Source organism: Stenotrophomonas sp. INTA L402-1 (assembly GCF_059295135.1).
Genome location: NZ_JCAFWP010000008.1, coordinates 1 through 14,352 on the forward strand (window position 1 = coordinate 1; position 14,352 = coordinate 14,352).

Annotated in this window: 12 protein-coding genes and 1 rRNA gene; 7 read left to right on the plus strand and 6 right to left on the minus strand. The window is 67.6% G+C overall.

Annotated elements, in window-relative coordinates:
• Positions 1-160: 160 nt before the first annotated feature.
• Positions 161-275, plus strand: a 5S ribosomal RNA gene (rrf, locus tag AC5O77_RS06985).
• Between the two features lie 451 nt (positions 276-726).
• On the opposite strand, the gene AC5O77_RS06990 is transcribed toward rrf, so the two are convergent.
• The 3 genes from AC5O77_RS06990 to hemH all read right to left on the minus strand — a co-directional run bounded on the left by AC5O77_RS06990 (position 727) and on the right by hemH (position 4,936).
• Positions 727-2,832: a methyl-accepting chemotaxis protein gene (locus AC5O77_RS06990; RefSeq protein WP_478057916.1), complete on the minus strand. Its 2,106-nt coding sequence runs from the start codon at positions 2,830-2,832 to the stop codon at positions 727-729.
• 290 nt (positions 2,833-3,122) lie between these two features.
• On the minus strand, positions 3,123-3,977 hold the full coding sequence (locus AC5O77_RS06995) for an alpha/beta fold hydrolase (RefSeq protein WP_032128450.1): 855 nt from the start codon (positions 3,975-3,977) through the stop codon (positions 3,123-3,125).
• On the minus strand, positions 3,974-4,936 hold the full coding sequence (hemH, locus tag AC5O77_RS07000; protein WP_049462244.1) for a ferrochelatase: 963 nt from the start codon (positions 4,934-4,936) through the stop codon (positions 3,974-3,976). Before hemH ends, AC5O77_RS06995 begins: the two co-directional genes overlap by 4 nt.
• Before the next feature lie 165 nt (positions 4,937-5,101).
• Between hemH and AC5O77_RS07005 the strand changes: the two genes are divergently transcribed.
• The 4 genes from AC5O77_RS07005 to tatC all read left to right on the plus strand — a co-directional run bounded on the left by AC5O77_RS07005 (position 5,102) and on the right by tatC (position 7,557).
• Positions 5,102-5,995 carry a lipid-binding SYLF domain-containing protein gene (locus tag AC5O77_RS07005; protein WP_478057917.1) on the plus strand — a complete coding sequence of 298 codons (894 nt, stop codon included), beginning with the start codon at positions 5,102-5,104 and terminating at the stop codon, positions 5,993-5,995.
• 75 nt (positions 5,996-6,070) lie between these two features.
• Positions 6,071-6,298, plus strand: a complete 228-nt coding sequence (gene tatA, locus AC5O77_RS07010) for a Sec-independent protein translocase subunit TatA (protein ID WP_478057918.1) — start codon at positions 6,071-6,073, stop codon at positions 6,296-6,298.
• A 15-nt stretch (positions 6,299-6,313) separates the two neighbouring features.
• On the plus strand, positions 6,314-6,811 hold the full coding sequence (tatB, locus tag AC5O77_RS07015; RefSeq protein WP_006403547.1) for a Sec-independent protein translocase protein TatB: 498 nt from the start codon (positions 6,314-6,316) through the stop codon (positions 6,809-6,811).
• Positions 6,808-7,557 carry a twin-arginine translocase subunit TatC gene (gene tatC / locus AC5O77_RS07020; protein WP_006403544.1) on the plus strand — a complete coding sequence of 250 codons (750 nt, stop codon included), beginning with the start codon at positions 6,808-6,810 and terminating at the stop codon, positions 7,555-7,557. Before tatB ends, tatC begins: the two co-directional genes overlap by 4 nt.
• Before the next feature lie 89 nt (positions 7,558-7,646).
• Here the strand turns inward: tatC and AC5O77_RS07025 are convergent, their stop codons facing one another.
• The 3 genes from AC5O77_RS07025 to AC5O77_RS07035 are packed head-to-tail and all read right to left on the minus strand — an operon-like array spanning position 7,647 to position 11,163.
• Positions 7,647-8,558, minus strand: a complete 912-nt coding sequence (locus AC5O77_RS07025) for a BPSS1780 family membrane protein (RefSeq protein ID WP_065723752.1) — start codon at positions 8,556-8,558, stop codon at positions 7,647-7,649.
• 51 nt (positions 8,559-8,609) lie between these two features.
• Positions 8,610-9,356: a glutamine amidotransferase gene (locus AC5O77_RS07030; RefSeq protein ID WP_012512519.1), complete on the minus strand. Its 747-nt coding sequence runs from the start codon at positions 9,354-9,356 to the stop codon at positions 8,610-8,612.
• Positions 9,328-11,163, minus strand: coding sequence for a GspE/PulE family protein (locus AC5O77_RS07035; protein ID WP_478057919.1), 1,836 nt, complete (start codon positions 11,161-11,163; stop codon positions 9,328-9,330). The genes AC5O77_RS07030 and AC5O77_RS07035 overlap by 29 nt, the downstream gene beginning before the upstream one ends.
• 83 nt (positions 11,164-11,246) lie before the next feature.
• Between AC5O77_RS07035 and glyQ the strand changes: the two genes are divergently transcribed.
• Positions 11,247-12,158 carry a glycine--tRNA ligase subunit alpha gene (glyQ, locus tag AC5O77_RS07040; protein WP_006403404.1) on the plus strand — a complete coding sequence of 304 codons (912 nt, stop codon included), beginning with the start codon at positions 11,247-11,249 and terminating at the stop codon, positions 12,156-12,158.
• Between the two features lie 87 nt (positions 12,159-12,245).
• Positions 12,246-14,321, plus strand: a complete 2,076-nt coding sequence (gene glyS, locus AC5O77_RS07045) for a glycine--tRNA ligase subunit beta (protein WP_478057920.1) — start codon at positions 12,246-12,248, stop codon at positions 14,319-14,321.
• Positions 14,322-14,352 lie beyond the last annotated feature (31 nt).

Below are 14,352 nucleotides of genomic sequence, written 5' to 3' on the forward strand. Positions count from 1 at the left end.
AACTGATACTAATGATCCGAGAGGCTTGACCATATAACCTCAAGTTGCCTTGGCTTTACGACAACGTCGTAAGAGCATCCAAGTGCACGCTACGTCACAAGAACTACGAGAGGCAGGCGCCTTATCCGGCTGTATCGGATGGCGACGCTCCAACCGCCTCCCTGGTGAAATTAGCGCTGTGGAACCACCCGATCCCATCCCGAACTCGGAAGTGAAACGCAGCTGCGCCGATGGTAGTGTGGCTCAAGCCATGCGAGAGTAGGTCATCGCCAGGGTTTACACCCAAAACCCCGCTGCTTACGCAGCGGGGTTTTTCTTTGTGCGCGCGAAATGCGGGTAGTGCCGGCCGCTGGCCGGCAACCCGATGGCGTTACATCGCCCGTTAGATCCAGGCCATACGCGGATATTCTCCGCGGGTAGCCACAGCGCCAACCAAGGTTGGCGTCTACCGAGGGCATGCGGACCCACAGTAGATCCACGCCGTGCGTGGATGGCTGTCCCTGCAAAGATCGGTGCCAACCCCGGCAGCAGGCCCAGACAGTGCGCGTGGCTGTGATTGCCGGCCAGCGGCCGGCACTACCAGTAGATCCACGCCATGCGTGGATGCCCTTCGTGAGGAACCACGGCGCCAACCAAGGTTGGCAGCTACTGGCAGCAAGGCCTACGCAACAAAAAGACGGCGCCCTGCGGGCGCCGTCTTGATCAGGATCGAACTGAAGGCCCGGATCAGGCGGCCTGCGAGACCTCGTGCGGTTCCTGCTGGCGGAACACCGAAACCGCTTCGGTCAGTGTGCCGGCCTGGCTCTGCAGCTCGCGTGCGGCGGCGGTGGCTTCTTCCACCAGCGCCGCATTCTGCTGTGTGGCCTGATCCATCTGCACTACGGTCTGGTTGATCTGCTCAATGCCGATCGACTGCTCCTGCGACGCCGCGGAAATCTCGCGCATCAGGTGGCTGACATCCTCCACGCCGCCAACAATGCCCTGCATGCGTTGGCCGGCGTCAGCTACCAGCTGGGCACCCTCACCCACCTGGCGGCCGGCTTCGTCGATCAGCTTCTTGATCTCCTGGGCCGCCGCCGCAGAGCGCTGCGCCAGTACCCGCACCTCGCTGGCCACGACCGCGAAGCCTCGGCCCTGTTCGCCGGCGCGTGCCGCCTCCACGGCTGCGTTCAAGGCCAGGATATTGGTCTGGAAGGCAATGCCGTCGATGACGCCGGTGATGTCGCCGATCCGCTTCGAAGCACCTTCGATGGCCTGCATGGTATTCACCACCCGCTGCATGGCCGTGTTGCCGTCACTGGCAGCGCTCTGCGTGGAAGCTGCCAACGCACTGGCCTCACGCGCATGGGCGGCGTTCTGGCGCACGGTGGCGGTGAGTTCCTCCATCGATGCTGCGGTCTCCTGCAGGTGCGCGGCCTGGCGCTCGCTGCGCTCGGACAACGCGCCGTTGCCGGCGGCAATCTCGCTGGCGGCGGTACTGATCGACGCCGCACATTCCTGGATGCGACCGACCATGCGTGCCAACTGACCGGCCGTGGCATTCGCATCGCGCTGGATGGCAGCGAAAGCACCGTGATACTCGCCGTGCATGCGCCGGTCCAGATCGCCATTGGCCAGTGCCGAGAGCATCTGCCGCACTTCGTTGACGGTGCTGCCGAGCGTATCGAGCAGCTGGTTGATGCCACCGGTCAGCCCATCGAGGAAACTGGCACCTTCAGTGGCCTGCAGGCGCTGGTCGAGATCACCGGCCGCTGCCGCAGCGACGATGCCGGCCACGGCGTTTTCCAGCGCGAGTTCATGGGTGCGGTCATGCCATTCCACGGCGAAGCCCAGGCGCACGCCCTGCGCATCGAACACCGGGGTGACCACCTGCGCGAAGTGCACCGGGCCGATCTGCACCTTGCCGTTGTGCGTGACCTGCAGGCCATTGAGGATCGCGCGGATGCGGTCCGGGTTGGCGTGGAAGCGGTGGATGCTGCTGCCGACCAGGCGCTCGGCGTCGAAGTCGGGGAAGGCCTGGCGCAGTGTTGCCTGCTGGTTGCGCAGCAGGGCCACCACCGAGCGGTTCACGTAACGGATCACGTGGTCGTTGTCGGCAATCATCATCGCGGTGCGCGAGGCGTCGAGCGCCTGGCGGATCTGCGCATTCTCGGCATGCGCGTCAGCCTCGCGCCCACGCTGCGCCTGCACGTGGCGGGCGGTATCGGCCAGTGCATGGGCCAGCGAACCGGGTGCATAGGCCGCGGTATCCGCATGTGCGCTCAGATCGGTGCCCGTCGCGATATCGCGCGCCAGTGCCGCCAGGCGGCGTGGGCCGTGGCCAAGCGCCTCGGTCTGCTGGCGCAGGCGCAGCGCGACCTGGCCGAGGAACACGGTCAGGCTGGCGAACAGGCCCGCCTGCAGCAACGTCGGTCCCACGGCTGCGCCGTGCAGCAGCGGTACCAGCAGGGCGAGGGTGCCAACACCACCGGCCAGCCATACCGGCAGGCGATCGCGGTGGCTGAGCAGCACGCCCAGCAGCAACGCGACCGGCAACGCCGGCGCCAGGCTGACGATCGCGCACAACAAGGCCAGCTGCAGCGACAACAGCAATGCCAGGCCATTGCGGGCGACGGCCCGGCCCGCCTGTGGACCGGCCAGCCAGAGGGCGGGCAGTACGGCGGCCGCGGCCAACGCAGCGCCCGGTACGTGGGGCCCACGCAGGGCCAGCACGAGGCCAGCCACAGTCAACGCCGCGCTACCGATCAGCAGTCGACGGTCAGCGCGGCGCGCGAGCTGCTGCAGATGCGGCATTCGGGCGGTATCGGGGGGGCGGGAGGATGCAACGGACATCGGCGACTCCTGGATCAGCAAACGACAACAGCCACGCCGCGGCACACGCAGGAGTGCGTGAGCAGGGCGCGAGCCGGGAATTCGGGGAATGCGGCGCGATCAGCGACGCGGAGACGGGACACCGTGGCCACATCCTGTGGGTGACGGTGCAGCAGAGCGGGCATGCGGACTTCCTTGCAGAACCAGACACACGCCGCAGGCCCGACCGGACCTGCGTGCTGCGGACGCAGGGGCCCGCAACTGATGTATCGGCCGCAAACGCGCGGAGTGAAGCGCGCGGATACGTTTGCTCAGCCGGCGTTGCCGTTGCTGAAGAAGTGCAGGATCACGCCCGCGATCTGTTCCGGGTCTTCCATGTGCAGGTGATGGTTGCCGGCAAACACCGCCAGACGGCCATCGCGCAGGTGCTGCAGGCGATCGCTGCGCATCGGCTCGGGATAGTACGACTGCGCCGGTGTGGCGTAGATCACCTGCGTCGGGCAGGCGATGGCCTGCAGCAGGTTGTCGATCTGGCCTTCGCTGAGGCGGATCGCAGTGGGCAGCATCAGGCGCGGGTCGCTGCACCAGCGGTAACCACCTTCGACCGGCTCCACGCCACGCTCGACCAGCAGCCGTGCACAGCGCTCGCTGAGCTGGTTGGTCATCATCCGCGCGCGGATCGGCGCGGCGAGGTCGGGGAACACGCGCAGCTGCTTGCGTGCCAGTGCGCGTGTGGCATTTACATGCTCGCGCAGGCGGTTGGCGGTTTCTTCCTCAGGACCACGCAGGCCGCCGAGTGCTTCGATCGCCACCAGCCGTTCGACACGGTCGCTGACCGAGGCGGTGAGGCTGGCGATGCCGGCGCCCATCGAATGGCCGAGCAGGCTGAAGCGGTCCCAGCCCAGCGCGTCGGCGACGTCGAGTACGTGACAGATCGCGGCGGCCGTGGTGTAGCTGGCACCGGCCGGCAGATGCGCGCTGTGGCCGTGGCCGGGCAGGTCGATGGCCACCAGCTGCAACGACGACAGGTGCGGCGCCAGCGGCACGAAGCTGGCCGCGTTGTCGAGCCAGCCATGCAGGGCCAGCACGCGCGGGCCATCACCGTAGTTGCGCAGGCCGGCGACGCGCGCGCCACCGACCTCGAGTTCAAACGGCTGCAGGCTCATGCCAGTGACGCCACGGCCAGCCGTGCCAGCGCACGCGCGTGCTCCGGTTCGGCGTTGAGGCAGGGGATGTAGCGCATCGTCGCGCCGCGCTCGGCCAGTGTTTCGGTGAAGCCCAGTGCCACTTCTTCCAGCGTCTCCAGACAGTCGGTGGCGAAGCCCGGGCACACCACGTCGATCTGCTTCACGCCGGATTCGGCCAGCGCCCACAGGCTGGGCTCGGCATACGGCTGCAGCCAGCGCTCGCGGCCGAAGCGCGACTGATAGCCCATCTGCCAGTCGTCCCTGCCCAGCTCCAGCGCCTTGGCGATGGCCTGCGCACTGGCCTCGCAGCGCTGCGGATACGGATCGCCGGCATCGGCCAGGCGCTGCGGAATGCCGTGGAAGGAGAACATCAGTTTCTGGCCACGACCGTGCTGTTCCCAGTAGCGGCGGATCGAGCCGGCAACGGCGTCGACCCAGCCCGGATCGACCGAATAGTCGCGCACCAGGCTCACGGTCACGCCCGGATTGCGGCGCTGCCAGGCATCGACGCGGTCTTCGACCGAGGCGGTGGTGGTGGTGGAGTACTGAGGGTAAAGCGGCAGCACCACGACGCGGCGCGCACCGTCGGCCGCCAGCCGGTCGAGTTCGCTGGCCAGCGCCGGTTCGCCATACCGCATTGCATGGCGCACCGTCAGGGTCGGCAACAGCGCTTGCATGGCCTGCGCCAGCTGGCGCGTATGCACCATCAGCGGAGAGCCCTCCGGCAGCCAGACCTGGGCGTACTTGGCCGCTGAACGGCTGCTGCGCAGCGGCAGGATCAGTCCGCGCAGCAACGGCTGCCACAGCAGTGCCGGGATCGAGACCACGCGGGGGTCGGACAGGAATTCAGCCAGGTAACGGCGTACGGCGGGGGCCGTCGGCGTCTCGGGCGTGCCTAGGTTGACCGCCAGCACGGCGGTATCGGGTGCGTCGAGCATGAGCGGTATTGTCGCCGATCCGGTGCCGCGCCGGGATGCAGGGTTCGGATTGCAGGCATAGCGCGCATCAATGTGAGCAGGGAACGCTCATTGGGGATTCATGACAACACTACTAATTTCAGTCACTTGCTATATCTTCCTATGGACTGACTTCTGGAGCCTGCCATGCGTCGCCCGATCCAAGCCCTGCTGATCGCCGCCAGCCTGCTGTCCAGCCAGGCCATGGCCGGACCGCAGGAAGACCAGCGTGCCCGCAATGCCGTGCGCGTGCTGGCTGAAATCCAGGAAATCCCTGAACAGGGCATTCCGGACAAATTGCTCGACGAAGGCCGCGCGGTCATCGTCATTCCCGACACGATCAAGGCCGGTCTGGTCATTGGCGGTCGTCGTGGCCACGGCCTGATGTCCGTGCGCATGCCCAACGGTGCCTGGTCCAACCCGGTGTTCGTGAAGCTCACCGGCGGCAGCATCGGCTTCCAGGCCGGCGTGCAGTCCTCCGATGTGGTGCTGGTGTTCCGCAACGACCGTAGCCTGGACAACCTGGTCAACGGCAAGTTCACGCTGGGCGCCGATGCGGGTGTCGCCGCCGGCCCGGTCGGCCGCAATGCCGCCGCCGCCACCGACGGTCAGCTGAAGGCCGAAATCTGGTCCTGGTCGCGCGCCCGCGGCCTGTTCGCCGGTGTCGCCCTGGATGGTGCGGTGCTGCAGATCGACGATGCCGCCAACCTGGACGCCTACGGCAGCAACACCACGCCGCGCATGATCTTCGAAGGCCGCGCCGCCGGTTCGCCGTCGATGGATGTGGTGACGTTCCGCGACCGCCTGGAAGAGGCCACCTACGCCGCGCGTAACAACCGCAGCGGCAACGGCGGTAGCGCGCCGCGCCCGGCAGCAGCCCCGGCGGTTGCTCCGGCGCCTGTTCAGGCAGCGCCGGCCGCCCCGGCCGAAGCCACCACCGCACCGCTGCAGAACGTGCCGCAGAACCCGCCGCAGCAGCAGCAGGGCTTCCAGCCGGTCAACGACGGCGAAATCCGCACGGAAACGCTGGGCGGAAACTGACTTTCGTCACGCGCGCCGGCTAACACCCGGTGCGCTATGCTCGACAGCCTGATCACTAACGTAACGAGCGTCTTTATGGGCAGTTTCAGCATCTGGCATTGGTTGGTCGTGCTGGCCATCGTCCTGCTGGTGTTCGGCACCAAGCGCCTGACCAGCGGCGCCAAGGATCTCGGTTCGGCGGTCAAGGAATTCAAGAAGGGCATGCGCGACGAGGACAAGCCGAACGCGCAGCTGGGCGATGAATCGCGCAGCGAGGATGCCTCGCGCACCGCGCAGGACGAGCACGACCGCACCCCACGCTGATCCGGAGCGGTTGCGGTGTTTGATATCGGCTTCAGCGAACTGCTGGTGATTGCGGTGGTTGCCCTGGTGGTGCTCGGTCCTGAGCGCCTGCCCAAGGCGGCCCGCTTTGCCGGCCTGTGGGTACGTCGTGCCCGCAATCAGTGGGATTCGGTGAAACAGGAACTGGAGCGCGAACTGCAGGCCGAGGACATCAAGCGGCAGATGCAGGACGTGCGCCAGGGCATGCAGGACACCGAGAACCAGTTGCGTGCCAGCGGTGAAGCAATCCGCCGCGAAGCGCAGCAGGCGCAGCAGCAGGGCGATGACCTTGTGCAGGAGGTGCGTACACCCGCACAGGCGGATCTGCCGCCACACCTGAGCCAGCCGTCCGAGACCGATGCGCCGGCACAGGACAGCGGACCGGTTTCGACCACGGCTGCTACGGAAGGCGTTGTTTCTTCAGGGGCCGTTCCTGCCACGTCCGCTGAAGCCGGCCCGACGCCGCCGACGCAGAGCACGGAGCGTCATCCATGAGTGAACAGGACTTCGGCGAAAGCTCGCTGGTCGAACATCTGGTGGAACTGCGCGGACGCCTGGTACGCGCGCTGCTGGGCCTGGGCGTAGTGCTGCTGGGCCTGCTGCCATTCACCCAGAAGCTGTACAACGCCTTGGCCGAACCGCTGGTCTCGCAGCTGCCGAACGGGCAGACGATGATCGCCACCAACCCCGCCGGCGCCTTCTTCGCCCCGCTGAAGTTGACCTTCTTCGTCGCCCTGTTCGTGGCGGTGCCGTGGCTGCTGTACCAGCTGTGGGCGTTCGTCGCCCCGGGCCTGTACGCGCGCGAGAAGCGCCTGGCGGTGCCGTTGCTGGTGTCGTCGGTGCTGCTGTTCTACGCCGGCTGTGCCTTCGCCTACTTCCTGGTGCTGCCGGCGGTGTTCCACTTCCTGACCACCTTCAGCCCGGACGTGATCGCGATCACTCCGGATGCGAACGCCTACCTGGACTTCGTGCTGGCGATCTTCTTCGCTTTCGGCGGCAGTTTCGAACTGCCGGTGGCGATGGTGATCCTGGTGCTGCTGGGCTGGGTGACGCCGCAGCAGTTCAAGGAAGGCCGCGGTTACGCGATCGTCGGCATCTTCGTGGTGGCGGCGGTGCTGACCCCGCCGGACGTGGTCTCGCAGCTGATGCTGGCGATTCCGATGTGCCTGCTCTACGAACTGGGCATCCACGCCGCACGCTGGCTGGTGCCGTCGTCGGTAGTGAAGAAACCCGCCGCCTGAAAGAAAAAAAGGGGACGGAGGGGATTAAGTCGTTAGCTGCACACACTGGGCATAAACGACTTAATCCCCTCCGTCCCCTTTTTCCGTCGTCAGGCGTGGAACACGTCGCTCGAGGTCGGCGTGGTCGGAATCGGCGGGGCCGCGCGGCTGCCGCGGTGCACGAACATCTGCTTCCACGCAGCGTAGACCGCGCCGACATACAGCGGCATCAGCACCGTGGTCAGCACCAGCTGGGCGATGAAGGCCGCCGCCAGCGGGCCACCGATCAGCATCGCGATCTGGATCACGATCACGAACAGGATGTACATGCAGAACGCGGCGATCAGCCCGAGTACGGCGAACACGATCATCGCGCCGATGTTCTCGATGCAGCCCTGCAGGCTCAGGCGCAGCGCGTGCATGCCGCTCTGCTTGTCGAACACCACCAGCGCCGGCTGGGTGAACATCGCCAGCGACAGCGCCACCGCGCTCAGGAACACCAGCAGCATCCACAGCGCGATGCGCTTGGCCGGCAGGTTGGCGACCAGTGCGGCCGCGTCGTCCGGCTTGATCTGCTGGCCGCTGCGGCTGATTTCTTCCATCTTGGTCATGACCTCGCTGAAGGCGGTGAAGCCCTCGCGGCCGATCATCATGAACAACAGTGCGCCCAGCAGCAGCACCGCCAGCACCTGGATCGCCAGCGGCACCAGCAGGTGGCTGACGCGGTGGTCGCGGATCGGCTGCAGCAGGTGCGAGGCCAGGCCCGGGCGGCCTTCGTCGATCTCGCCCACGGCATAGAGCATGCCGCCGAACATGATTGGCGAAATGGCCAGGGTCATCAGCTGCACGGCCATGCCGGCGGCACCGGGAATCAGCGTCGACAGCAGGGTCACCACCCAGCTCACCAGCAGCCAGGTCAGGCCGATCCGGGCCAGCTGCAGCGGCGCACGCCGGTACAGGGAGAACGTATCGAGCAACCATTGAGCGCCCGCCGAGGCCGGCAGCTTGCGAATCTCTTTCATGGACATCCGGGAGGGACAGAAAGGGGGCCGGGCAGTCACCCGTGCCGCCGATTATCCCTGTTTTGTCGCCGGCTGGGCTGAAGACAGCCGCGCCTGGCGGACGAAGCGGCGCAACAGCTGGCGGGCCAGCGGTGCGGCACTGACCGCACGCTCGATGCTGCGGGCGCAGCCGCCGTGGCGGCCGATGCAGTCGGCGCGGGCACGCACGTAGCCGCGCATGTGGTGGGTGGCGAACTCGGGATGGAACTGCACGCCCCAGGCCTGGCGCCCCCAGCGGAAGGCATGGCAGCCGTCCAGCGGAGAGCGCGCCAGTACCTCGGCACCGTCCGGCGCGCGCAGCACCGTCTGCAGGTGGGTGGCATGGGCGGCGAAATGCTGCGGCAGGCCCTGGAACAACGGGTCCTGCGCGGCCTGCGGCTGCAGTTCCAGCTCGATCGTGCCGGACTCGCGGCCGGCCGGGTTATAGGCCACCTCGCCGCCCAGCGCGTGCGCCAGCAGCTGGTGGCCGTAGCAGATGCCGAACACCGGCAGGTCGTCGTGGGCGGTCTGGCGCAGCCACGCTGCACTGCGCTCGCTCCATTCGGCATGGTCGGTGACGAAGGCAGCCGAGCCGGTCACCAGCACGCCGGCGAAGGCATGCGGGTCGGGCAGGTCACCACCGTGTTCGACATCGACCACCACCGTCTCGTGCTCTTCCAGCCCGGCGGCAACGCGGATCCAGTGCGGGAAGCGCCCGTAGCGGCGCAGTGACGGCACCGGGCGGCCGGTTTCAAGGATCAGGAATGGGGCTGGGTTCATCCGGGGGCGGCAGGACTGACAGGACTTCCTCGATTGTAGTCAGCCCCTGCGCCACCTTTTCAAGCCCGGCCTGACGCAGGGTTCGCAGCCCTTCAGACCGCGCGGCGCGGGTGAAACCGGCCAGATCCATATCGGCGCGGATCTGCCCGCGCAGCCGCGAACCCAATGGCAGCAACTCATACAGGCCGATGCGGCCGAGGAATCCGGTGCGCCGGCACTCCAGGCAACCGACCGGCCGACAGGGCGTGGCGGCATCTGGATATGCGGCATGGCTATCAGCCAGCACCGCCCAGTCGGCGGCGCCGAGGCTGTGCGGCTGCTTGCAGTGCGGGCACAGCGTGCGCACCAGTCGCTGGGCGAGGATGCCGTTGAGGGTGCTGGCCAGCAGGTAGTGCGGCACGCCCAGGTCGAGCAGGCGGGTTACCGCCGAGGGCGCGTCGTTGGTATGCAGGGTGGACAGCACCAGGTGCCCGGTCAGCGAGGCCTGCACCGCCATCTGCGCGGTTTCCAGGTCGCGGATCTCACCGATCATGATGATGTCCGGGTCCTGCCGCAGCAGGGTGCGCACGCCGCTGGCGAAATCCAGGTCGATGTTGGTCTGCACCTGCATCTGATTGAACTCGGGCGCGATCATCTCGATCGGGTCCTCCACCGTGCACACGTTCACGTCCGGCGTGGCCAGGCGCTTCAGCGTGGAATACAGGGTGGTGGTCTTGCCCGAGCCGGTCGGGCCGGTCACCAGCACGATGCCGTGCGGGCGTTCGACCAGTGCATTCCAGCCAGCGGCCTCCTGCGGGCTGAAACCGAGCTGGTCGATGCTCTTGAACGCGGCATCGGGGTCGAAGATGCGCATCACGCACTTCTCGCCGAAGGCGGTGGGCATGGTCGACAGGCGCATCTCGACCTCGCGGCCGCCCGGCGAACGGGTCTTGATGCGGCCATCCTGCGGGCGCCGGCGTTCGGCCAGGTCCATGCGGCCGAGCACCTTGATGCGGCTGACCACCGCGGTCATCACCGCCGGCGGTACCTCGAACACCTTGTGCAGCACGCCGTCGATGCGGAAGCGCATGCGCCCCATTTCGCGGCGCGGCTCCAGGTGGATGTCCGAGGCGCGCTGCTCGTAGGCGTACTGCAGCAGCCAGTCCACGATATGCACGATGTGCTGGTCGTCGGCATTGACGTCGCCGGTGCGGCCCAGCTCCACCAGCTGTTCGAAGCTGGGCAGGGTGGTGTTGGCTTCGCCACGCACGTCGCCACGGGCGCCGCGCACCGAACGGGTCACCCCGTAGAACTCCATGGTGTAGCGGTGCAGGTCCAGCGGGTTGACCACCGCCAGCTCGATGCGGCGGCGGGTCAGGTGCTGCAGGTCGCGGCGCCATTCCTGCACCAGTGGCTCGCTGGTGGCCACCAGCACGCGCTCGGCATCCACCGCCAACGGCAGGAAACGGTGGCGGCGAGCGTAGGCATGGGAGACCAGCGCGGTGACCGCGGCGACGTCGACCCGGGTCGGGTCGATGCGCAGGTAGCGGCTGCCGGTGCGCTGCGCCAGCCACTCGGTGAGGCGCTCCAGGGTCAGTTCGCCACCGCCGTTGGCGGCCAGCTTGAGGTTGGACAGCAGCACCAGCGGGTGCACTTCACTGGCGTTGCGTGCGCCCTGCGCGGAAAAGCGCATGCGCTCGCGGTCCTGCTCGGCCACCAGGCCATCGGCGATCAGGGCCGCGGCAATCTGCTCGAACTGCAGGCGACCCCACGGCAGCGGTACGCCGCCAGCCTCGCCGGGCGTGCCCACCGGCAGCCGATGTTCCATCTGCCTGCTCCTCCCGGGTACGGAATGCCCCGCAGGTCGGCCGTTATACTAACGCACCCCCTTGCCGGCCAAGACTCGTACGCATGTCCGCGACCCCGACCGTTCCGATCACCTTCCAGGGCCTGATCCAGACCCTGAACCAGTTCTGGGCCCAGCAGGGCTGCGTGCTCATCCAGCCGCTCGACCTGGAGGTGGGCGCCGGTACCTTCCACCCGGCCACCTTCCTGCGTGCGATCGGTCCGGAGAGCTGGAACGCGGCCTACGTGCAGCCCTCGCGCCGCCCGACCGACGGCCGCTACGGCGAGAACCCGAACCGTCTGCAGCGCTACTACCAGTACCAGGTGGCGATGAAGCCGGCGCCGGACAACATCCAGCAGCTGTACCTGGATTCGCTGAAGGCACTGGGCATCGATCCGCTGGTGCACGACCTGCGCTTCGTCGAGGACAACTGGGAATCGCCGACGCTGGGCGCCTGGGGCCTGGGCTGGGAAGTCTGGCTCAACGGCATGGAGGTGACCCAGTTCACCTACTTCCAGCAGGCCGGTGGCCTGGAGTGCCGCCCGGTGCTGGGCGAGATCACCTACGGTCTCGAGCGCCTGTGCATGTACCTGCAGAACTGCGACAACGTCTACGACCTGGTCTGGACCTACGGCCCGGACGGCCAGCCGGTGACCTACGGCGACGTCTACCACCAGAACGAGGTGGAGCAGAGCACCTACAACTTCGAATACGCCGACGTGGAAGAGATGTTCCACCGCTTCGATGCCTGCGAGCGTGAAGCGCAGAAGCTGGTGGAAGTGAACCTGCCGCTGCCGGCCTACGAGCAGGTGATGAAGGCCAGCCACACCTTCAACCTGCTGGACGCGCGCCGCGCGATCAGCGTGACCGAGCGCCAGCGCTACATCCTGCGCGTGCGCGCGCTGGCCCAGGCGGTGGCCAAGGCGTACTACGAGCAGCGCGAGAAGCTGGGCTTCCCGGGTGCGAAGAAGGCCTGACCGCCTTCCTGCACCGACCCGCTTTTCACCCACTACCCGGGGCGCCGGACGCGTTGCGCGCTGCGCCCCCACCACAGGATCGAACCGATGAGCCAACTGTCCCCCCTGCTGATCGAACTGGGCACCGAGGAGCTGCCGGTCAAGGCGCTGCCGGGCCTGGCCCAGGCGTTCTTCGACGGTGTCGTCGAAGGCCTGCGCAAGCGCGGCGTCGCGCTGGAACTGGGCGATGCGCGCCCGCTGTCGACCCCGCGCCGCCTGGCCGTGCTGCTGCCGGGCGTCGGCCTGGAGCAGCCGGAACAGCACAGCGAAGTGCTGGGCCCGTACCTGAACATCGCGCTGGACGCCGAAGGCCAGCCGACCAAGGCCCTGCAGGGCTTCGCCGCCAAGGCCGGGATCGACTGGACCGCGCTGGAGAAGACCACCGACAACAAGGGTGAGCGTTTCGTGCACCGCGCGATGACCCCGGGTGCGAGCACTGCCAGCCTGCTGCCGGAGATCCTGCGCGAGGCGATCGCGGCGATGCCGATTCCCAAGCCGATGCGCTGGGGTGACCACGCCTGGGGCTTCGCGCGCCCGGCCCACTGGCTGGTGCTGCTGCACGGTGCCAACGTGGTTGAAGCCGAGCTGTTCGGCCTGCAGGCCGGTCGCGTCAGCCGTGGCCATCGTTTCCACCACGACCAGGCGGTGTCGCTGGCCCAGCCGCAGGATTATGTTGAAGCCCTGCGTGCCGCGTTCGTGCTGGTCGACCCGAGCGAACGCCGTGCGCGCATCGTTGCCGAGGTCGAGGCCGCTGCGGCCAAGGCCGGTGGCAGCGCCCGCATCACCGACGACAACCTGGAGCAGGTGGTGAACCTGGTCGAATGGCCGTCGGCGGTGCTGTGCAGCTTCGAGCGCGCGTTCCTGGCGGTGCCGCAGGAAGCGCTGATCGAGACGATGGAGATCAACCAGAAGTTCTTCCCGGTGCTGGATGACAGCGGCACCCTGACCGAGAAGTTCATCGGCATCGCCAACATCGAATCGAAGGACGTGGCCGAAGTGGCCAAGGGCTATGAGCGCGTGATCCGCCCGCGCTTCGCCGATGCCAAGTTCTTCTTCGACGAGGACCTGAAGCAGGGCCTGGTGTCGATGGGTGACGGCCTGAAGACAGTGACCTACCAGGCCAAGCTGGGCAGCGTGGCCGACAAGGTGGCGCGCGTGGCTGCGCTGGCCGAAGTGATCGCGCCGCAGGTCGGCGCCGACGCCGCACAGGCCAAACGTGCGGCCGAGCTGGCCAAGAACGACCTGCAGTCGCGCATGGTCAACGAGTTCCCGGAACTGCAGGGCATCGCCGGCCGCCACTACGCCGTGGCCGGCGGCGAAGCGGAGGACGTGGCGCTGGCCATCGACGAGGCCTACCAGCCGCGCTTCGGCGGTGACGACATCGCGCTGTCGCCGCTGGGCAAGGTGCTGGCGATTGCTGAACGCGTGGACACGCTGGCCGGTGGTTTCGCCGCAGGCCTGAAGCCGACTGGCAACAAGGACCCGTTCGCCCTGCGCCGCAACGCGCTGGGCCTGGCCCGCACGATCATCGAAAGCGGTTTCGAGCTGGATCTGCGCGCGCTGCTGGCCAGCGCCAACGCCGGCCTGGCCGCGCGCAACGTGCAGGCCGACGTCGGCGAGCTGTACGACTTCATCCTCGACCGCCTGAAGGGCTACTACAGCGACAAGGGCGTGCCGGCCACGCACTTCAACGCCGTAGCCGAGCTGAAGCCGGCCTCGCTGTACGACTTCGACCGCCGACTGGATGCGATCGGCACCTTCGCCGCGCTGCCGGAAGCCGAGGCGCTGGCTGCGGCCAACAAGCGCATCCGCAACATCCTGCGCAAGGCCGAAGGCGACATTCCGGGCCAGATCGACCCGACGCTGCTGCAGGAAGACGCCGAGCGAGCGCTGGCCGAAGCGGTCACCGCGGCCATCGACGACACCGGCACCAGCCTGCACCAGAAGGACTACGTGGCCGTGCTGGCACGGCTGGCGCGGCTGCGCCCGCAGGTCGATGCCTTCTTCGATGGCGTGATGGTCAATGCCGAGGATCCGGCCCTGCGTGGCAACCGCCTGGCGCTGCTGACGATGCTGGGCGAGCGCCTGGGCAAGGTGGCGGCGATCGAGCATCTGTCGAGCTGATCATCCACCGCAGGTAGCGCCGGGCCATGCC